The following is a 20975-nucleotide window of genomic DNA, read 5'->3' as shown; positions in this document are numbered from 1 at the left end:
CACGGAGCTGTACGAGGCCATAGGGAGAACGGCGATAGGGTATGGGGAAACAGAACGTTGATTGAGCGTGTTTTACGGTTAGTCAGCGCAATAAACGCCAGATAACAAAAAGCCCCACCGAAGTGAGGCTTTATCACGAAATCTAAAACAGATTAAGCGTTAACGTGATCAACTGCGTCACGAACAAGCTTGCCTAGTTCGTCCCACTTACCTTCATCGATAAGGTTAGTTGGAACCATCCAAGTACCGCCACACGCAAGAACAGAAGGGATCGATAGGTATTCATCAACATTCTTCAAGCTTACGCCGCCAGTAGGCATGAATTTAACAGGGTAAACTGCTGTTAGTGCTTTAAGCATACCAGTACCGCCTGAAGGCTCAGCAGGGAAGAACTTCAACGTGCGAAGACCCATTTCCATTGCTTGCTCAACTAAGCTTGGGTTGTTAACACCTGGTACGATTGCAACACCTTTGTCGATACAGTATTGAACAGTACGTGGGTTAAAACCTGGGCTTACGATGAAATCAACGCCAGCTTCGATAGATGCGTCAACTTGCTCGTTAGTCAGTACAGTGCCTGAACCGATTAGCATGTCTGGGAATTCTTTACGCATGATGCGAATCGCTTCGATTGCACATTCTGTACGTAGTGTAATTTCTGCACATGGCATGCCATTTTCAACCAACGCTTTACCTAGAGGGATAGCGTCTTCAGCACGGTTGATCGCGATTACAGGAATTACTTTTAGGTTTGCTAGTTGTTCATTTAATGTCGTCATGAATTCTTTCTCACGTTAAATGTGGGCCTGCTTTCAACTAAGCAAACCCTTGATTAATAGTTAAAGTGCGTAATTATAGAGACAGATCAGGCGTCGCTTCTAGAGGAATGATAGCACCTGGATGCTGAATCACGGTTCCTGCTACAATATGACCTGCAAATGCAGCATCACGAGCACTACCGCCGCTCAAGCGCTTGGCCAAGAAGCCTGCACTGAACGAGTCGCCAGCGGCAGTCGTATCAACGATGTTATCTACAGGGTTAGGTGCAACGTATTGAGCGCTTTGGCTTTCAACCACTAAGCAGTCTTTCGCGCCACGTTTAATGACGATCTCTTTCACACCAGACTCAGACGTACGTGTAATACATTGTTCAATGCTTTCGTCGCCGTATAGCTCTTGCTCATCATCAAACGTCAGCAGAGCCGTATCTGTGTACTTAAGCATTTTCAAGTACCAAGAAATCGCTTCTTGTTGGCTTTCCCAAAGTTTAGGTCGGTAGTTATTGTCGAAGAATACTTGGCCGCCTTGAGCTTTGAATTTGTCTAAGAAGTTGAATAGCTGCGTGCGACCATTTTCTGTCAAGATTGCCAGCGTAATACCACTTAAGTAAACCGCGTCAAAAGAGAAGAGCTTATCAAGAAGAGCAGGCGTATCTTCCTGATCAAACATGAACTTCGCTGCAGCATCACTACGCCAGTAGTGGAAACTGCGTTCACCAGTTTCATCGGTCTCGATGTAGTAAAGCCCTGGTTGTTTGTGATCCAGCTGAGCTATTAAGCTCGTGTCGATACCTTCCGCTTGCCAATTTTTTAACATGTCGGTACTGAATGGGTCAGTGCCTAGTGCAGTTACGTAGCTCGTGTTGATATCTTGCTCTTTTGTTAAGCGAGATAAGTAAAGTGCAGTATTCAGCGTATCGCCACCAAAACTTTGCTTAAGCCCGTCTTGTTTCTTTTGTAGCTCAACCATGCACTCGCCAATGACCGCGATGTTTAATGATTTCATATGCTTACCTTAGCAACTGAGGTTGCGCTAGTTATTATTTTAGGAAATCTTCACGCGCAGGGTTGAAGATATCAAGAAGGATGCTGTCTTGTTCTAGTGCAACCGCACCGTGCATCATGTGTTTACGAGCGAAGTAAGCATCGCCTTCTTTAAGCACTTTCTTCTCGCCGTCGATTTCAGCTTCGAAGCTACCACGAACAACATAACCGATTTGGTCGTGAATTTCGTGAGTATGAGGGTGACCAATCGCGCCCTTATCAAAACACAGATGTACAGCCATAAGATCGTCAGTGTAAGCAACGATTTTACGCTTAATGCCGCCACCAAGTTCTTCCCATGGGTTTTCATCTAGGATAAAGAAAGAGTTCATTGTATATCTCCTAATCTGTTTAAATCTTTTAAGTGTTACTTAACTTGCATCCATCATAAGGGAATGAGCTTAATTGTAATACAATATATCTAAATTTGTGTGATATTGATCAAGCGATACTTTATATAGCGTAAATGAATCAACAACTTAAGAAATGCTTGGTATCTGGCATTAGTTAACTGCATCAATGGCTTACAGTGAATTATGTGACTCTACTCATCATTTGGCGACGAATAGGTATAATTAAAGCTCATATTGTATTACTTTATATGGAGTTTGAAAATTTAATCAAAGTTTAAGCAGATAAACTCTTTATTGAGGGTGACAAAGAATATGACGACTAAACCAGTATTGTTGACTGAAGCTGAAATCGAACAGCTTCATCTTGAAGTGGGCCGTTCTAGCTTAATGGGCAAAACCATTGCAGCGAACGCGAAAGATCTAGAAGCATTCATGCGTTTACCTATTGATGTCCCGGGTCACGGTGAAGCAGGGGGTTACGAACATAACCGCCATAAGCAAAATTACACGTACATGAACCTTGCTGGTCGCATGTTTTTGATCACGAAAGAACAAAAGTACGCTGACTTTGTTACACAACTACTAGAAGAGTACGCAGACAAATATCTAACGTTTGATTACCACGTACAGAAAAATACCAACCCTACAGGTCGTTTGTTCCACCAAATCCTGAACGAACACTGCTGGTTAATGTTCTCAAGCTTAGCTTACTCTTGTGTTGCTTCAACACTGACACAAGGACAACGTGACAACATTGAGTCTCGCATTTTCGAACCAATGTTAGAAATGTTCACCGTTAAATACGCACATGACTTCGACCGTATTCACAACCACGGTATATGGGCAGTAGCCGCTGTCGGTATCTGTGGTCTTGCTTTAGGCAAGCGTGAGTACCTTGAAATGTCAGTGTACGGCATCGACCGTAATGACACTGGCGGTTTCTTAGCTCAAGTTTCTCAACTGTTTGCACCTTCTGGCTACTACATGGAAGGTCCTTACTACCACCGTTATGCGATTCGCCCAACGTGTGTCTTCGCTGAAGTGATTCACCGTCACATGCCTGAAGTAGATATCTACAACTACAAAGGGGGCGTGATTGGTAACACAGTACAAGCAATGCTGGCGACGGCTTATCCGAACGGTGAGTTCCCGGCTCTGAATGATGCTTCTCGTACTATGGGTATCACAGACATGGGTGTTCAGGTTGCCGTCAGTGTTTACAGCAAGCATTACTCTTCTGAAAACGGCGTAGATCAAAACATTCTTGGTATGGCTAAGATTCAAGACGCAGTATGGATGCATCCATGTGGTCTTGAGCTATCTAAAGCATACGAAGCCGCATCTGCAGAGAAAGAAATCGGCATGCCTTTCTGGCCAAGTGTTGAATTGAATGAAGGCCCTCAAGGTCACAACGGCGCGCAAGGCTTTATCCGTATGCAGGATAAGAGAGGCGACGTTTCTCAACTTGTGATGAACTACGGCCAACACGGCATGGGTCACGGCAACTTTGATACGCTGGGTATTTCTTTCTTTAACCGCGGTCAAGAAGTGCTACGTGAATACGGCTTCTGTCGTTGGGTGAACGTTGAGCCAAAATTCGGCGGCCGTTACCTAGACGAAAACAAATCTTACGCTCGTCAAACGATTGCTCACAATGCAGTTACGATTGATGAAAAATGTCAGAACAACTTTGATGTTGAACGTGCAGACTCAGTACACGGTTTACCTCACTTCTTTAAAGTAGAAGACGATCAAATCAACGGTATGAGTGCATTTGCTAACGATCACTACCAAGGCTTTGACATGCAACGCAGCGTGTTCATGCTAAACCTTGAAGAGCTAGAATCTCCGCTACTATTAGACCTTTACCGCTTAGATTCTGAAAAAGGCGGCGAAGGCGAGCATCAATACGACTACTCACACCAATATCAAGGTCAGATTGTTCGCACTAACTTTGAATACCAAGCAAACAAAGAGCTAAACACTCTAGGTGACGATTTCGGTTACCAACATCTATGGAACGTGGCAAGCGGTGAAGTGAAGGGCACAGCACTTGTAAGCTGGCTACAAAACAACACTTACTACACTTGGCTAGGTGCAACGTCTAACGACAATGCTGAAGTTATCTTTACTCGCACTGGCGCTAACGACCCAAGCTTCAACCTACGTTCAGAGCCTGCATTCATTTTACGCAGCAAAGGCGAAACAACACTGTTTGCTTCTGTTGTTGAAACGCATGGTTACTTCAACGAAGAATTCGAGCAATCTGTAAGCGCACGTGGTGTTGTGAAAGACATCAAAGTATTGGCTCACACCAATATCGGTTCAGTAGTAGAAATTACGACAGAGAAATCAAACGTGACAGTGATGATCAGCAACCAACTTGGCGCGACTGACAGCACGGAACACAAAGTAGAACTGAACGGCAAAGTATACAGCTGGACTGGCTTCTACTCAGTAGAAACAATTTTAAACCCAGAATTAGCAAGCACAGCAGAGCAGGGGAAATAATAATGAGCTATCAACCACTTTTACTTAACTTTGAAGAAGCAGCAGAGCTTCGTAAAGAACTTGGCAAGGATAGCCTTTTAGGTAACGCACTGACTCGCGATATTAAACAAACCGACGCTTACATGGCTGAAGTTAGCATTGAAGTTCCAGGTCACGGTGAAGGCGGCGGTTACGAACATAACCGTCATAAGCAAAACTACATTCACATGGATCTAGCGGGCCGTTTATTCCTTATCACTGAGGAAACAAAGTACCGAGATTACATCGTTGATATGCTAACAGCGTACGCGACGGTGTACCCAACACTTGAAAGCAACGTAAGCCGTGACTCTAACCCTCCGGGTAAGCTGTTCCACCAAACGTTGAACGAGAACATGTGGATGCTTTACGCTTCTTGTGCGTACAGCTGCATCTACCACACTATCTCTGAAGAGCAAAAGCGCCTGATCGAAGACGATCTTCTTAAGCAAATGATCGAGATGTTCGTTGTGACTTACGCACACGACTTCGATATCGTACACAACCACGGCTTATGGGCAGTGGCAGCGGTAGGTATCTGTGGTTACGCGATCAACGACCAAGAGTCTGTAGACAAAGCGCTTTACGGCCTGAAACTAGACAAAGTAAGCGGCGGTTTCTTAGCGCAACTTGACCAACTGTTTTCGCCAGACGGCTACTACATGGAAGGTCCTTACTACCACCGTTTCTCTCTACGTCCAATCTACCTGTTCGCAGAAGCGATTGAACGTCGTCAGCCTGAAGTGGGTATCTATGAATTCAACGATTCAGTGATCAAGACAACGTCTTACTCTGTATTCAAAACGGCATTCCCAGACGGCACATTGCCAGCTCTGAACGATTCATCGAAGACAATTTCTATCAACGATGAAGGCGTTATCATGGCAACGTCTGTGTGTTACCACCGTTACGAGCAGACTGAAACTCTGCTTGGTATGGCTAACCACCAACAAAACGTTTGGGTTCATGCTTCCGGTAAAACATTGTCTGACGCTGTTGATGCAGCAGATGATATCAAAGCATTCAACTGGGGTAGCCTGTTTGTAACCGACGGCCCTGAAGGCGAAAAAGGCGGCGTAAGCATCCTTCGTCACCGTGACGAACAAGACGACGACACGATGGCGTTGATCTGGTTTGGTCAACACGGCAGCGATCACCAGTACCACTCTGCACTAGACCACGGTCACTACGATGGACTGCACCTAAGCGTATTCAACCGTGGCCACGAAGTGCTGCACGATTACGGCTTCGGTCGCTGGGTAAACGTTGAGCCTAAGTTTGGCGGTCGTTACATTCCAGAGAACAAGTCTTACTGTAAGCAGACGGTTGCTCACAACACAGTAACGGTTGATCAGAAAACGCAGAACAACTTCAACACAGCATTAGCTGAGTCTAAGTTTGGTCAGAAGCACTTCTTTGTAGCAGACGACCAGTCTCTGCAAGGCATGAGCGGCACAATTTCTGAGTACTACACAGGCGTAGACATGCAGCGTAGCGTGATTCTTGCTGAACTTCCTGAGTTTGAGAAGCCGCTAGTGATTGATGTATACCGCATTGAATCTGACGCTGAGCACCAGTACGACCTACCAGTTCACCACTCAGGTCAAATCATCCGTACTGACTTCGATTACAACATGGAAAAAACGCTTAAGCCGTTAGGTGAAGACAACGGTTACCAACACCTATGGAACGTGGCTTCAGGCAAAGTGAACGAAGAAGGTTCTCTAGTAAGCTGGCTACATGACAGCAGCTACTACAGCCTAGTAACCAGCGCGAATGCGGGCAGCGAAGTGATTTTTGCTCGCACTGGTGCTAACGATCCAGACTTCAACCTTAAGAGTGAGCCTGCGTTCATCTTACGTCAGTCTGGTCAAAACCACGTGTTTGCTTCTGTACTAGAAACGCATGGTTACTTTAACGAGTCTATCGAAGCCTCTGTAGGCGCTCGTGGTCTAGTTAAATCAGTGTCTGTTGTGGGCCATAACAGTGTCGGGACTGTTGTTCGCATTCAGACTACTTCTGGCAACACTTACCACTACGGTATTTCAAACCAAGCTGAAGACACGCAGCAAGCAACTCACACTGTTGAGTTCGCGGGTGAGACATACTCGTGGGAAGGATCATTTGCTCAACTGTAAATGATTAACATACATGTCGTTTAACGATGACATGTATTGATGTGGTGCTTTGCGGGAACGAAGCATCACATTGAATTCAGTCGTGATTGAAAAATCGTTCGTTGATACCAACAACGACTGAAACATCGGGAATAAGTCAAACCGAGTAACTCACTGCGAGTTGCTCGGTTTTTTTATGTGTGTAGGAAACAGAATAGAACGGCTTGCTAGAAAGGATAAGGAACAAAGAGTTAACCCAAGCGAAGGGAAATAGCTAATGTTCGCCTGTGTTTAGACTACAGTAACTGATAGGAATAAACGGTTAGGGAGTGAACCATGAAGTTAATGAAAGGTTTGGTATCAATACTTGCAGTGTCTTGTTCTACCTTTGTTTTTGCTAACGCTGTTTTAGCAAATGACGAGTCTGATAGCAGCGTTGAAACTGAGGAGTTCGTGCGTTATCAATATCAAGACAAGATTAGTTATGGAAAGTTAGATAAAGGCGCAGTGTTGCCGATCAGCGGCGATATCTTTAGCGAACATTCGGTAGTGGAAACTTCGATACCGTTAGAGTCGGTTGAGGTGTTGCTGCCGACACAACCAGAGAAGGTATTCGCCGTCGGTATGAACTTCGCTAGCCACTTAGCTTCACCTGCCGATGCACCACCGCCGATGTTTCTTAAACTTCCTTCTTCTTTGATTCTCACAGACGAAGCGATTCAAGTGCCACCTGAAGCGAGGAATGTCCATTTTGAAGGTGAGCTGGTGGTTGTTATTGGGAAAGTGCTCAGTCAAGCCAGTGAAGAGGAAGCAGAACAAGCGATCTTTGGCGTGACGGTGGGCAACGATATTACAGAGAGAAGTTGGCAAGGCACGGATTTACAATGGCTCCGCGCGAAAGCTTCAGACGGCTTTGGCCCGATAGGTAATACGATTGTTCGTGGTATCGATTATAACAACGTGCAATTAACTACGCGTGTAAATGGCAAGGTGGTTCAACAAGAGAACACGTCGTTTATGATTCACAAACCTAGAAAAGTCATTAGCTATTTGAGCCACTATTTTACGCTCAAACCGGGCGATCTTATTTTCATGGGAACGCCAGGAAGAACCTATGCTCTGTCCGACAAAGATCAAGTGAGTGTCACGATTGAAGGAGTAGGGACTGTGGTCAACGAAGTGCGGTTCTGATGGAATTGAATTAGCGTTGGGACCTACAGAGCTTATGTCTGAATCTGCAGTACGTAGACGACTTGAACCTATTGATTCAATTTGAACTAGCTTAACTTGTGTAGTGAATAAACTAACCGTTTTTCGGTTCCATTATTTTAGCCCAATTGAGTGATGTTTTTGGAAGCGAGCAGAGAAAACGAGAATGACGAACCTACATGCTCGGCGAGGGTTTTGTTAGTGGTGTAACACAGTGTTTCTAGCTAAGAGAAATTAGATGCTTCCTAAGTGTTTGATTAATTGAATAAATTAACAGGTACTATCCGCTTTGATTTTACTCAATTGGCTGTAGGTTTAAATACTGTTATAGTGTTCCTTAAATAATACATAAACATAACATATAAATAAGCGAACTTATGGCTAGCACTTTTAATTCAATTTCGGGCTCGAAGCGTAGCCTGCACGTGCAAGTAGCACGCGAAATCGCTCGTGGAATTTTGTCTGGTGATCTGCCGCAAGGTTCTATTATTCCTGGTGAAATGGCGTTGTGTGAACAGTTTGGTATCAGCCGAACGGCACTTCGTGAAGCAGTTAAACTACTGACCTCTAAAGGTCTGTTAGAGTCTCGCCCTAAAATTGGTACTCGCGTAGTCGACCGCGCATACTGGAACTTCCTTGATCCTCAACTGATTGAATGGATGGACGGACTAACCGACGTAGACCAATTCTGTTCTCAGTTTTTAGGCCTTCGCCGTGCGATCGAGCCTGAAGCGTGTGCACTGGCGGCAAAATTTGCGACTGCTGAACAACGTATCGAGCTTTCAGAGATCTTCCAAAAGATGGTCGAAGTGGATGAAGCTGAAGTGTTTGACCAAGAACGTTGGACAGACATTGATACTCGTTTCCATAGCTTGATCTTCAATGCGACCGGTAACGACTTCTATCTACCGTTCGGTAATATTCTGACTACTATGTTCGTTAACTTCATCGTGCATTCTTCTGAAGAGGGAAGCACATGCATCAATGAACACCGCAGAATCTATGAAGCTATCATGGCCGGTGATTGTGACAAGGCTAGAATTGCTTCTGCTGTTCACTTGCAAGATGCCAACCACCGTTTGGCAACAGCATAATAGAAATGATTTAAAGCGCACCTGAGCCATCTCACTTTGAGATGAACATCCTCACGTTCGGATAAACGACTTTAAAAGGTATGCCTAGTGCATGCCTTTTTTGGTTTTTAGGCCGCGTGTTGCACTATCTGTAGCACTATTTTTGGTCAGTCTTTTCGCTACGTCTGTTAAGCTATTCTTCCACGTTACAACCCGCCTTATTTTTAACGTCTACGTAATAATCCCCAAGCATCGTTCTAAACACATTTTTAGACTGTCCGTATCAGACAAGTAGTTATGCGACAGCCGGGATTTTTCACCTCTAAGTATTCTAAATCTGGGATTAAACAAACAGGGTTCGTGGATTTAATATTTAGATATTTAAATTGAATTCTAATGATATTACCCGCTCGATTTCGTAAAAAACACTGGTTTATTGTGTGATGAATGATGTGGGTTTGGTCACGGATTCTCTTTTATTATTTTTGAGGTCTTTATGTTTATATGTGTTTGGTTGTATTTGTTAATAAGTGTGCAAAGTCTTACTTTTATTTTAAGTTGTTGTTTTTAAGGTTTAATTTATTTTGAGTGTTTGATCTTTTGGGGTTTTACCTAAAACCCTAACAATTTCCTTAATGGATTAGCCATATTCCATCCTATGTCATATATATAATTAACTTAATCAATCAAAATAAGATCACCATCACTTATTTAGATTATTGTACTACAAATAAAGGGTCGAATTTCCTATAGTCCTCGTAACAAATTAAAACGGACAAAGGATACACGATGGAACTCAACACGATTATTGTCGGCATTTATTTCCTATTCTTGATTGCGATAGGTTGGATGTTTAGAACATTTACAAGTACTACTAGTGACTACTTCCGCGGGGGCGGTAACATGTTGTGGTGGATGGTTGGTGCAACCGCCTTTATGACCCAGTTTAGTGCATGGACATTCACCGGTGCAGCAGGTAAAGCGTATAACGATGGTTTCGCTGTAGCGGTCATCTTCGTAGCCAACGCATTTGGTTACTTCATGAACTACGCGTACTTCGCGCCGAAATTCCGTCAACTTCGCGTTGTTACGGTAATCGAAGCGATTCGTATGCGTTTTGGTGCAACCAACGAACAAGTATTCACTTGGTCTTCAATGCCGAACTCAGTGGTATCTGCGGGTGTTTGGTTAAACGCATTGGCAATCATCGCTTCGGGTATCTTCGGTTTCGACATGAACATGACTATCTGGGTGACTGGCCTAGTGGTATTGGCAATGTCGGTAACAGGTGGTTCATGGGCGGTAATCGCATCTGACTTCATGCAGATGGTTATCATCATGGCGGTAACGGTAACTTGTGCGGTTGTAGCGGTTGTTCAAGGTGGCGGTGTTGGTGAGATTGTTAACAACTTCCCAGTACAAGATGGTGGTTCGTTCCTTTGGGGCAACAACATCAACTACCTAAGCATCTTTACGATTTGGGCATTCTTCATCTTCGTTAAGCAGTTCTCAATCACGAACAACATGCTTAACTCATACCGTTACCTAGCAGCAAAAGATTCAAAGAATGCTAAGAAAGCTGCATTGCTTGCTTGTGTGTTGATGTTGTGTGGTGTGTTTATTTGGTTCATGCCTTCTTGGTTCATTGCAGGCCAAGGTGTTGATTTATCCGCGGCTTACCCGAATGCAGGTAAAAAAGCGGGTGACTTTGCTTACCTATACTTCGTACAAGAGTACATGCCAGCAGGTATGGTTGGTCTTCTAGTTGCCGCGATGTTTGCAGCGACAATGTCTTCAATGGACTCAGGTCTAAACCGTAACTCAGGTATTTTTGTTAAGAACTTCTACGAAACAATCGTTCGTAAAGGTCAAGCATCAGAGAAAGAGCTAGTAACCGTATCTAAAATTACTTCAGCGGTATTTGGCTTCGCTATTATCCTTATCGCACAGTTCATCAACTCGCTTAAAGGTTTGAGCCTGTTTGATACGATGATGTACGTAGGTGCGTTAATCGGTTTCCCTATGACGATTCCTGCATTCCTTGGTTTCTTCATCAAGAAGACTCCGGACTGGGCTGGTTGGGGTACGCTAGTTGTTGGTGGTATCGTATCTTATGTGGTTGGTTTTGTTATCGACGCAGAGATGGTAGCAGCGGCGTTTGGTCTTGATACTCTAACAGGACGTGAATGGTCTGATGTTAAAGTTGCGATTGGTCTCATTGCTCACATCACGCTAACCGGTGGCTTCTTCGTACTATCTACGATGTTCTACAAGCCTCTCTCAAAAGAACGTCAAGCGGATGTTGATAAGTTCTTTGGCAACTTAGATACACCATTAGTAGCTGAATCGGCAGAGCAAAAAGTGTTGGATAACAAACAACGTCAAATGCTTGGTAAGCTTATCGCAGTAGCGGGTGTTGGTATTATGCTGATGGCTCTTCTGACTAACCCAATGTGGGGACGCCTAGTCTTCATCTTATGTGGTGTGATAGTTGGTGGTGTCGGTGTTCTACTTGTGAAAGCGGTCGATGACGGCGGCAAGCAAGCTAAAGTTGTAACTGAAAGCTAATATATAGCGAACACTTAGATAGAATGCGACGACTCGAAAGGGCGTCGCATTTTTTGCTTGGCGAAGCGAGTAAACGTGTCAGCCTTACAACATCAGACCTAAATCACGAAAACTGTAAAAAATTGTACGATTGAATCGAAATACATTCAATTGTCCTACAATAAGACGTATATTATTGCTAATTCCTTTCAATCAACTTGAAAAATAAGTGAGTTAGAATGAGCGACCAAAAATCTCTTGATGCAATCAGGAAGATGAAGCTGGAAAACGATACTTCAGCAGGTAATCTTGTAGACCTACTCCCTATCGAAGTTCAAACACGTGACTTCGACCTATCATTCCTAGACACCTTGAGCGAAGCACGTCCGCGTCTTCTTGTTCAAGCTGATCAGCTTGAAGAATTCAAAACGAAAGTGAAAGCTGATCAAGCTCACTGCATGTTTGATGATTTCTACAACAACTCTACAGTTAAGTTCCTTGAGACTGCTCCTTTCGAAGAGCCTCAAGCGTACCCAGCTGAGACGGTAGGTAAAGCTTCTCTATGGCGTCCTTATTGGCGTCAAATGTACGTTGATTGCCAAATGGCACTGAACGCGACACGTAACCTAGCGATTGCTGGTGTTGTAAAAGAAGACGAAGCGCTCATTGCGAAAGCAAAAGCTTGGACTCTAAAACTGTCTACGTACGATCCAGAAGGCGTGACTTCTCGTGGCTATAACGATGAAGCGGCTTTCCGTGTTATTGCGGCTATGGCTTGGGGTTACGACTGGCTACACGGCTACTTCACAGATGAAGAACGCCAGCAAGTTCAAGATGCTTTGATTGAGCGTCTAGACGAAATCATGCACCACCTGAAAGTGACGGTTGATCTATTGAACAACCCACTAAACAGCCACGGTGTTCGTTCTATCTCTTCTGCTATCATCCCAACGTGTATCGCGCTTTACCACGATCACCCGAAAGCAGGCGAGTACATTGCATACGCGCTAGAATACTACGCAGTACATTACCCACCATGGGGCGGTGTAGACGGCGGTTGGGCTGAAGGTCCTGATTACTGGAACACGCAAACTGCATTTCTAGGCGAAGCATTCGACCTATTGAAAGCATACTGTGGTGTAGACATGTTTAACAAAACATTCTACGAAAACACAGGTGATTTCCCGCTTTACTGCATGCCAGTTCACTCTAAGCGCGCGAGCTTCTGTGACCAGTCTTCAATCGGCGATTTCCCAGGTTTAAAACTGGCTTACAACATCAAGCACTACGCAGGTGTTAACCAGAAGCCTGAGTACGTTTGGTACTACAACCAACTGAAAGGCCGTGATACTGAAGCACACACCAAATTCTACAACTTCGGTTGGTGGGACTTCGGTTACGATGATCTTCGCTTTAACTTCCTTTGGGATGCACCTGAAGAGAAAGCCCCATCGAACGATCCACTGTTGAAGGTATTCCCAATCACGGGTTGGGCTGCATTCCACAACAAGATGACTGAGCGTGATAACCATATCCATATGGTATTTAAATGTTCACCGTTTGGCTCAATCAGCCACTCTCACGGTGACCAAAACGCATTCACGTTGCATGCTTTCGGTGAAACGCTAGCGTCAATCACTGGTTACTACGGTGGTTTCGGTGTAGACATGCACACGAAGTGGCGTCGTCAAACGTTCTCTAAAAACCTGCCACTATTTGGCGGTAAAGGTCAGTACGGCGAGAACAAGAACACAGGCTACGAAAACCACCAAGATCGCTTCTGTATCGAAGCGGGCGGCACTATCTCTGACTTCGACACTGAATCTGATGTGAAGATGGTTGAAGGTGATGCAACGGCATCTTACAAGTACTTCGTTCCTGAAATTGAATCTTACAAGCGTAAGGTTTGGTTCGTTCAAGGTAAAGTCTTCGTAATGCAAGACAAGGCAACGCTTTCTGAAGAGAAAGACATGACTTGGCTAATGCACACAACTTTCGCAAACGAAGTGGCAGAAAAGTCTTTCACTATCCGTGGCGAAGTTGCGCACCTAGACGTAAACTTCATCAACGAGTCTGCTGATAACATCACTTCAGTTAAGAACGTTGAAGGCTTCGGCGAAGTTGACCCATACGAGTTTAAAGATCTTGAGATCCACTGTCACGTGGAAGTGGAATTCAAGCCATCGAAAGAGCACAACATCTTGACGCTTCTTGTTCCTAATAAGAACGAAGGCGAGCAAGTTGAAGTGTCTCACAAGCTTGAAGGCAACACGCTACTGCTCAATGTTGACGGTGAAACGGTTTCAATCGAACTGTAATCCGCTGAAGTAACAGAAGTTAGATACTAAAAACTCCGAGTGAAAACTCGGAGTTTTTTTGTTTGGCTAGCCAATTAAGTTGGAGTTGGATAAGTCCGTTAAGTTGGATAAGTTGGATAAGTGGCAAACCCATCAGGTTGAAAGAAAACTTGATTGACCAGAGATAAATAACTTCTCGATGCCAAGTCAGTGGCTCAGGGCTAAATCTGGACATTGATACACATAAAGACCGGCATGTACTTAGCCACTATGCTGAATGAAATGTGCAGGAGTCGTATAAGAGACTCGTATGTATCGCTCTGTTAGAAGAACAGGGCGCCAACGCCTGTTTCCTAGCAATTGTTATGACTTACTTTTCCGTAAACAGCCTAATCACTGGCTGAGTGAGGGAGTAGTGAACTATACATAGGTAAAGGCGTAGCTTGTTCTTACTAATCGTATGACATTTAACGTATGTTATTTCATCAATAGACGGTTTTTAAAGTGGTAAATAGTTCCTGTAAGTACAAAGCGTGCCCCATATTTTCTCGTAAAGTGAACCCCCGTCACAACTTGCGTCTAACCATCAAATCAATGCCCTAAAACTATTGCGTAACGAGAAAGACGTCGTTATTATAATGAGCATATAATCATACAATACTATATTTGGAGTTTGAACATGACTAAACCTGTAATCGGTTTCATTGGCCTAGGTCTTATGGGCGGCAACATGGTTGAAAACCTACAAAAGCGCGGCTACCACGTAAACGTAATGGATCTAAGCGCTGAAGCTGTTGCTCGCGTTACAGATCGCGGCAACGCAACTGCATTCACTTCTGCTAAAGAACTAGCTGCTGCAAGTGACATCGTTCAGTTTTGTCTGACAACTTCTGCTGTTGTTGAAAAAATCGTTTACGGCGAAGACGGCGTTCTAGCGGGCATCAAAGAAGGCGCAGTACTAGTAGACTTCGGTACTTCTATCCCTGCTTCTACTAAGAAAATCGGCGCAGCTCTTGCTGAAAAAGGCGCGGGCATGATCGACGCACCTCTAGGTCGTACTCCTGCACACGCTAAAGATGGTCTTCTGAACATCATGGCTGCTGGCGACATGGAAACTTTCAACAAAGTTAAACCTGTTCTTGAAGAGCAAGGCGAAAACGTATTCCACCTAGGCGCTCTAGGTTCTGGTCACGTGACTAAGCTTGTAAACAACTTCATGGGTATGACAACTGTTGCGACTATGTCTCAAGCTTTCGCTGTTGCTCAACGCGCTGGTGTTGATGGCCAACAACTGTTTGACATCATGTCTGCAGGTCCATCTAACTCTCCGTTCATGCAATTCTGTAAGTTCTACGCAGTAGACGGCGAAGAGAAGCTAGGTTTCTCTGTTGCTAACGCAAACAAAGACCTTGGTTACTTCCTTGCTCTTTGTGAAGAGCTAGGTACTGAGTCTCTAATCGCTCAAGGTACTGCAACAAGCCTACAAGCTGCTGTAGATGCTGGCATGGGTAACAACGACGTACCAGTAATCTTCGACTACTTCGCTAAACTAGAGAAGTAATCGACGTACGACCTCGCTAGGGTATTGCCTGTCTTTTTAGGCGGCGATACCTCAGCGAGGTTCGTTTTTATCTGCCATATCCAACCTTTGTTCCCTCGTTAAAATCTTCTACTTCTACTTCTACTTCTACTTCCTCAGCTACACCTAATCAAAACTCTGTTTAACTCTGTTACTGCCTCAATTCCTATTTTTTTCTATATCTATTTCTAACGGTAAATTCAAAACCTTCTAGCATCCACTCGTTCATTTACTTTTCTTCGTAAACTTAAAACCAGCACACTTACATGATTGTTGGTGATGGCCTAACACTGCTCGTATATCGGTCCTGAAAAGAAAGTAAAAAAAAGCCCACACAGCTGGTGACTGTATGGGCATGTTCGGACGAGCCGTCTGGACAAACAAATGAGCAATAGTAAGTGAAAAAACGAATAACGAGATCCCCCGACAGTTTCTACGTTAAACGCGTTCAATGACCTTAAAGCGGCTGCTTCAATTATCACTTTGAATTGAACAAAAGCATCCAGAAAGAACTTAAGTTATGATTCAAATACACCATAACTTAAGGCTTATTGTATTACAAATAAATTTTAAAATTGAATGCATTTAGTGAATGGTTAGTTGGTAGAAGTGTGAGTTAAGACTCATTTTTTACTCAGCTGGGTGAGGTAAAGAAGAAGAGTTTTCGAAAAGATTTCATTGGAGAAATGGTGAGCTAATTATCTAAAAATCGATCTATTTGAATGTGTTATGCGTCAATTTTTAACTTCGAATAAAATCCAAACTCATAAATGATACCTATGTCACAGGGCGGTTTTAGCCAGTTTTAATATATCAAGATCGCTCACAGAATGTCTGGCTAATTAAACATACAATATTAATTAAATTGATGGTTGTGACGATGGATCGGCATGAACAAGTTTCGCTTTCCGTATCTTCGAAAATGTAAAAAATGACCATTTCATTCGGATGAAAATAATAGACATAGGTTGATGTGGATGATGAGTTTTATGAATTCAAAATTGTCTCTAGGGTTTAAAGGAAAATTGATTTTAATGGTAGCGATCGTCAGTTCTAGTGCTTTGGCATTTACGAACTGGTTTACGCTGAACTTAGCCACTGAACAGGTAAACCAAACGATTTATAACGAGATTGATCACTCGCTTACGATAGAAATCAATCAAATAGAAAATACCGTTCAGCGCACCATCGATACCGTTAACTCTGTTGCACAAGAGTTCATGACATCCCCATACCAAGTACCGAATGAAGCACTCATGCATTATGCTGCAAAGCTCGGTGGCATTGACAAGATTGTGGTGGGTTTTGACGACGGCCGTTCTTATACTTCTCGCCCTTCTGAGTCTTTCCCTAATGGTGTTGGGATAAAAGAAAAATACAATCCAACCACTCGACCTTGGTATCAACAAGCCAAATTGAAATCAGGCTTATCTTTTAGTGACCTGTTTTTCACTAAGAGTACTCAAGTGCCTATGATCGGTGTGACCTACTCATACCAAGATCGTGTCATCATGGCCGATATACGCTTTGACGATTTGGAAACGCAGCTTGAACAGCTGGACAGCATCTACGAAGCCAAAGGCATTATCATCGACGAAAAGGGGATGGTGGTCGCTTCAACAATCGAAAACGTGCTTCCGCAAAGCAATATATCTTCTGCAGACACTCAAATGAAACTCAACAGTGCCATTGAACAGCCTGATCAATTCATTGAGGGTGTGATTGATGGTAACCGGAGAATCTTGATGGCCAAGAAAGTGGATATTGGCAGCCAGAAAGAGTGGTTCATGATCTCCAGTATTGACCCTGAACTCGCGCTCAATCAATTGAATGGCGTGATGTCGAGTGCGCGCATCCTTATCGTGGCTTGTGTACTTGGCTCGGTGATATTGATGATTTTACTGCTGAATCGCTTCTACCGCCCAATCGTGTCACTGAGAAAAATCGTCCACGACCTATCTCAAGGTAACGGAGACTTGACTCAAAGGCTTGCTGAGAAGGGGAATGACGACTTAGGGCATATCGCCAAAGACATCAACTTGTTCATTATCGGCTTACAAGAGATGGTTAAGGATGTGAAATACAAGAACTCGGATCTCGATACCAAGGTACTGAGTATTCGCGAAGGTTGTAAAGAAACCAGCGATGTACTGAAAGTTCACACTGATGAAACGGTTCAAGTGGTCTCTGCGATTAACGGCTTGTCTGAAGCATCAAATGAAGTAGAGAAGAGTTCTCAGTCGGCGGCAGAAGCAGCAAGAGAGGCGGCTGTATTCAGTGATGAGACGAAACAAATTAACACAGTGACGGAAACCTATATCAGTGATCTTGAGAAGCAAGTCTGCACCACCTCTGATGATATTCGCTCAATGGCCAATGAAACGCAGAGCATCCAGTCTATCGTGTCTGTGATTGGCGGAATTGCGGAACAAACTAATTTGCTGGCATTGAATGCGTCAATCGAAGCGGCGAGGGCAGGTGAGCATGGTCGAGGTTTCGCGGTGGTTGCTGATGAAGTCCGTGCGTTAGCCAACCGAACTCAAATCAGTACTTCTGAAATTGATGAAGCGTTATCTGGCTTGCAGTCTAAATCAGATGGTTTGGTTAAATCTATTGAGTTAACCAAAAGTAACTGTGAACTGACTCGCGATCAAGTGGTTCAAGCTGTAAACATGTTGGCGAAGCTAACCGAGCAGATGGAAACAGTAAGTCGTTTTAATAATGACATTTCGGGTTCGTCTGTTGAGCAAAACGCCCTTATTCAGAGCATTGCTAAGAATATGCATAAGATTGAAATCTTTGTTGAGGAACTTAATAAACTAAGCCAAGATCAGTTGACTGAATCAGCAGAAATCAAAACACTTAACGGTAGCGTTAGTGAGTTGATGAGCAGCTTTAAGGTTTAATCTTTCTAATATTTATATCTAAAAATCAACATGCTAAGTTTAGTTGTTGATCTGAGAGCCACTCAATAACTGTCGAGTTTAGAGTGGCTTTTCTGCGTTGTTCTTGAGTCTAACTCTACGCAATATCCGTTCATTTCACTTCATTTGCCGCATCTCACATTCTGATAAATAGACAATCGACATAAAATAGTACAAATATACATTGTCACTCTACTCTTATGGATAAGTGAGATAAATGTGAATAAGCCAATCTTCGTCGTAGTACTCGCTTCGTTTACGTACGGCTGCGGTGGAAGCAGCTCAAGTGACAGTAGTGATCCTTCCGATACCAATAACCCAGGAATGCCCGCTGGTGTTGTTGCTCCCTATGATATTATCAAGTATCAAAACATTCTTTCCAGCTCAGATCTTCAGGTATCTGATCCTAATGGAGAGGAGGGCAATAAAACCTCTGAAGTCAAAGATGGTAACTTCGATGGTTATGTCAGTGATTATTTTTATGCTGACGAAGAGACGGAAAATCTTATCTTCAAAATGGCGAACTACAAGATGTTCTGCTCGAACCATGCAAATATACACTATTACAGCTCGCTTGTTCTGCCCTTACTAGCTCATTTCACATTCTAAATTCTTATATATTGTCTTTTATCAATAGGGAGTGTGATCCAGTTAAAGTATGGAAAAATCGGAAAGTGTTCCTAGTCTCATTTATCCAACGAAGTATTTTATTTGTATTATAAGATTACGTAATATTTTCGTGTTATCGCAAATACTGATAGGTAAATCGCCTTATAGCCCATGTTTGCTGATTTAGCTTTCACTTACGAACGCTGTCTTTGTATTATAATAATGGATTAAATATGAAACAAATTACTCTAAAAACTTTACTCGCTTCTTCTATTCTACTTGCGGTTGGTTGTGCGAGCACGAGCACGCCTACTGCTGATTTTCCAAATAACAAAGAAACTGGCGAAGCGCTTCTGACGCCAGTTGCTGTTTCCGCTAGTAGCCATGATGGTAACGGACCTGATCGTCTCGTTGACCAAGACCTAACTACACGTTGGTCATCTGCGGGTGACGGCGAGTGGGCAACGCTAGACTATGGTTCAGTACAAGAGTTTGACGCGGTTCAAGCATCTTTCAGTAAAGGTAATCAGCGCCAATCTAAATTTGATATCCAAGTGAGTGTTGATGGCGAAAGCTGGACAACGGTACTAGAAAACCAACTAAGCTCAGGTAAAGCGATCGGCCTAGAGCGTTTCCAATTTGAGCCAGCAGTGCAAGCACGCTACGTAAGATACGTTGGTCACGGTAACACCAAAAACGGTTGGAACAGTGTGACTGGATTAGCGGCGGTTAACTGTAGCATTAACGCATGTCCTGCTAGCCATATCATCACTTCAGACGTGGTAGCAGCAGAAGCCGTGATTATCGCGGAAATGAAAGCGGCAGAAAAAGCACGTAAAGATGCGCGCAAAGATCTACGCTCTGGTAACTTCGGCGTAGCAGCGGTTTACCCTTGTGAGACGACCGTTGAATGCGACACACGCAGTGCACTGCCACTTCCGACAGGCCTGCCAGCGACACCAGTTGCAGGTAACTCGCCAAGCGAAAACTTTGACATGACGCATTGGTACCTATCTCAACCATTTGACCATGATAAAAACGGCAAGCCTGATGATGTGTCTGAGTGGAACCTTGCAAACGGTTACCAGCACCCAGAAATCTTCTACACAGCTGATGACGGCGGCCTAGTATTCAAAGCTTACGTGAAAGGTGTACGTACATCTAAAAACACTAAGTACGCGCGTACAGAGCTTCGTGAAATGATGCGTCGTGGTGATCAGTCTATTAGCACTAAAGGTGTCAACAAGAACAACTGGGTATTCTCAAGCGCTCCTGAATCTGACTTAGAGTCGGCGGCGGGTATTGACGGCGTTCTAGAAGCGACGTTGAAAATCGACCATGCAACAACGACGGGTAATGCGAACGAAGTAGGCCGCTTTATCATTGGTCAGATTCACGATCAAAACGATGAGCCGATTCGTCTGTACTACCGTAAACTGCCGAACCAAGCAACGGGTGCGGTTTACTTCGCACATGAAAGCCAAGACGCAACTAAAGAGGACTTCTACGCTCTAGTTGGCGACATGACGGCTGAAGTGGGTGACGATGGTATCGCGCTTGGCGAAGTGTTCAGCTACCGTATTGACGTTAAAGGCAACACGATGACTGTAACGCTAATGCGTGAAGGCAAAGACGATGTTGTACAAGTGGTTGATATGAGCAACAGTGGCTACGACGCGGGCGGCAAGTACATGTACTTCAAGGCCGGTGTTTACAACCAAAACATCAGCGGCGACCTAGATGATTACTCACAAGCGACTTTCTACCAGCTAGACGTATCGCACGATCAGTATCAGGAATAATGAATAAGTTGAATTTACAACTAAAATGGCAGCTATTATTAGCTGCCATTTTTTCATTACCGATAGGACTACTTTTATTTAATCCTAAGGCTTCGCTCTACAAGTTTTGGGTT

Annotated in this window: 12 protein-coding genes and 1 pseudogene; 10 read left to right on the top strand and 3 right to left on the bottom strand. The window is 43.9% G+C overall.

From position 1 onward, the window contains the following. Positions 1-152: 152 nt before the first annotated feature. The 3 genes from M4S28_RS10995 to M4S28_RS10985 all read right to left on the bottom strand — a co-directional run bounded on the left by M4S28_RS10995 (position 153) and on the right by M4S28_RS10985 (position 2155). The gene (locus M4S28_RS10995; RefSeq protein ID WP_017069898.1) at positions 153-779 is read right to left on the bottom strand and encodes a bifunctional 4-hydroxy-2-oxoglutarate aldolase/2-dehydro-3-deoxy-phosphogluconate aldolase; all 627 of its coding nucleotides are present in this window, start codon (positions 777-779) and stop codon (positions 153-155) included. A 73-nt stretch (positions 780-852) separates the two neighbouring features. Further along, positions 853-1785, bottom strand: a complete 933-nt coding sequence (gene kdgK / locus M4S28_RS10990; RefSeq protein ID WP_017077178.1) for a 2-dehydro-3-deoxygluconokinase — start codon at positions 1783-1785, stop codon at positions 853-855. 34 nt (positions 1786-1819) lie between these two features. Next, positions 1820-2155, bottom strand: a complete 336-nt coding sequence (locus tag M4S28_RS10985; RefSeq protein WP_004733502.1) for a cupin domain-containing protein — start codon at positions 2153-2155, stop codon at positions 1820-1822. 333 nt (positions 2156-2488) lie between these two features. Between M4S28_RS10985 and M4S28_RS10980 the strand changes: the two genes are divergently transcribed. From M4S28_RS10980 to M4S28_RS10935, 10 genes and pseudogenes are all read left to right on the top strand, one after another. Beyond that, the gene (locus tag M4S28_RS10980) at positions 2489-4687 is read left to right on the top strand and encodes a heparinase II/III domain-containing protein (RefSeq protein WP_249631801.1); all 2199 of its coding nucleotides are present in this window, start codon (positions 2489-2491) and stop codon (positions 4685-4687) included. Between the two features lie 2 nt (positions 4688-4689). After that, positions 4690-6843, top strand: coding sequence for a heparinase II/III domain-containing protein (locus M4S28_RS10975; protein ID WP_249631800.1), 2154 nt, complete (start codon positions 4690-4692; stop codon positions 6841-6843). A 315-nt stretch (positions 6844-7158) separates the two neighbouring features. Further along, complete coding sequence (locus tag M4S28_RS10970) at positions 7159-8013, top strand: fumarylacetoacetate hydrolase family protein (protein ID WP_249631799.1); 855 nt, start codon at positions 7159-7161, stop codon at positions 8011-8013. Between the two features lie 395 nt (positions 8014-8408). Continuing rightward, positions 8409-9125: a FadR/GntR family transcriptional regulator gene (locus tag M4S28_RS10965; RefSeq protein ID WP_004733498.1), complete on the top strand. Its 717-nt coding sequence runs from the start codon at positions 8409-8411 to the stop codon at positions 9123-9125. Between the two features lie 768 nt (positions 9126-9893). After that, positions 9894-11672: a sodium:solute symporter family transporter gene (locus M4S28_RS10960; RefSeq protein WP_065606754.1), complete on the top strand. Its 1779-nt coding sequence runs from the start codon at positions 9894-9896 to the stop codon at positions 11670-11672. A 218-nt stretch (positions 11673-11890) separates the two neighbouring features. Next, entirely contained in the window at positions 11891-13969 is a 2079-nt protein-coding gene (locus M4S28_RS10955) for a DUF4962 domain-containing protein (protein WP_249631798.1), read from the top strand. A 658-nt stretch (positions 13970-14627) separates the two neighbouring features. Continuing rightward, positions 14628-15509: an NAD(P)-dependent oxidoreductase gene (locus M4S28_RS10950; RefSeq protein ID WP_004733521.1), complete on the top strand. Its 882-nt coding sequence runs from the start codon at positions 14628-14630 to the stop codon at positions 15507-15509. Positions 15510-16561: 1052 nt separating this feature from the next. Further along, the gene (locus tag M4S28_RS10945) at positions 16562-18433 is read left to right on the top strand and encodes a methyl-accepting chemotaxis protein (protein ID WP_249632731.1); all 1872 of its coding nucleotides are present in this window, start codon (positions 16562-16564) and stop codon (positions 18431-18433) included. A 237-nt stretch (positions 18434-18670) separates the two neighbouring features. Then, a pseudogene (locus M4S28_RS10940) lies at positions 18671-18985 on the top strand (polysaccharide lyase family 7 protein); the annotation flags it as partial. A 308-nt stretch (positions 18986-19293) separates the two neighbouring features. Then, positions 19294-20862 (top strand): polysaccharide lyase family 7 protein, encoded by a 1569-nt coding sequence (locus M4S28_RS10935; protein WP_108161892.1) that lies wholly within the window; start codon positions 19294-19296, stop codon positions 20860-20862. Positions 20863-20975: the final 113 nt, after the last annotated feature.

Source organism: Vibrio sp. J383 (assembly GCF_023503985.1).
GTDB lineage: Bacteria > Pseudomonadota > Gammaproteobacteria > Enterobacterales > Vibrionaceae > Vibrio > Vibrio splendidus.
The sequence above is the reverse complement of the archived record's forward strand: the minus strand, read 5'-3'. Positions and strand labels throughout refer to the sequence as shown.

Bases quoted from the DNA above. Each gene is read 5' to 3' on its own strand.
- M4S28_RS10965 (WP_004733498.1), top strand. From the start codon at position 8,409: ATGGCTAGCACTTTTAATTCAATTTCGGGCTCGAAGCGTAGCCTGCAC.
- M4S28_RS10995 (WP_017069898.1), bottom strand. From the start codon at position 779: ATGACGACATTAAATGAACAACTAGCAAACCTAAAAGTAATTCCTGTA.
- M4S28_RS10975 (WP_249631800.1), top strand. From the start codon at position 4,690: ATGAGCTATCAACCACTTTTACTTAACTTTGAAGAAGCAGCAGAGCTT.
- M4S28_RS10970 (WP_249631799.1), top strand. From the start codon at position 7,159: ATGAAGTTAATGAAAGGTTTGGTATCAATACTTGCAGTGTCTTGTTCT.
- M4S28_RS10985 (WP_004733502.1), bottom strand. From the start codon at position 2,155: ATGAACTCTTTCTTTATCCTAGATGAAAACCCATGGGAAGAACTTGGT.
- M4S28_RS10950 (WP_004733521.1), top strand. From the start codon at position 14,628: ATGACTAAACCTGTAATCGGTTTCATTGGCCTAGGTCTTATGGGCGGC.
- M4S28_RS10945 (WP_249632731.1), top strand. From the start codon at position 16,562: ATGGTAGCGATCGTCAGTTCTAGTGCTTTGGCATTTACGAACTGGTTT.
- M4S28_RS10960 (WP_065606754.1), top strand. From the start codon at position 9,894: ATGGAACTCAACACGATTATTGTCGGCATTTATTTCCTATTCTTGATT.
- M4S28_RS10980 (WP_249631801.1), top strand. From the start codon at position 2,489: ATGACGACTAAACCAGTATTGTTGACTGAAGCTGAAATCGAACAGCTT.
- M4S28_RS10935 (WP_108161892.1), top strand. From the start codon at position 19,294: ATGAAACAAATTACTCTAAAAACTTTACTCGCTTCTTCTATTCTACTT.
- kdgK (WP_017077178.1), bottom strand. From the start codon at position 1,785: ATGAAATCATTAAACATCGCGGTCATTGGCGAGTGCATGGTTGAGCTA.
- M4S28_RS10955 (WP_249631798.1), top strand. From the start codon at position 11,891: ATGAGCGACCAAAAATCTCTTGATGCAATCAGGAAGATGAAGCTGGAA.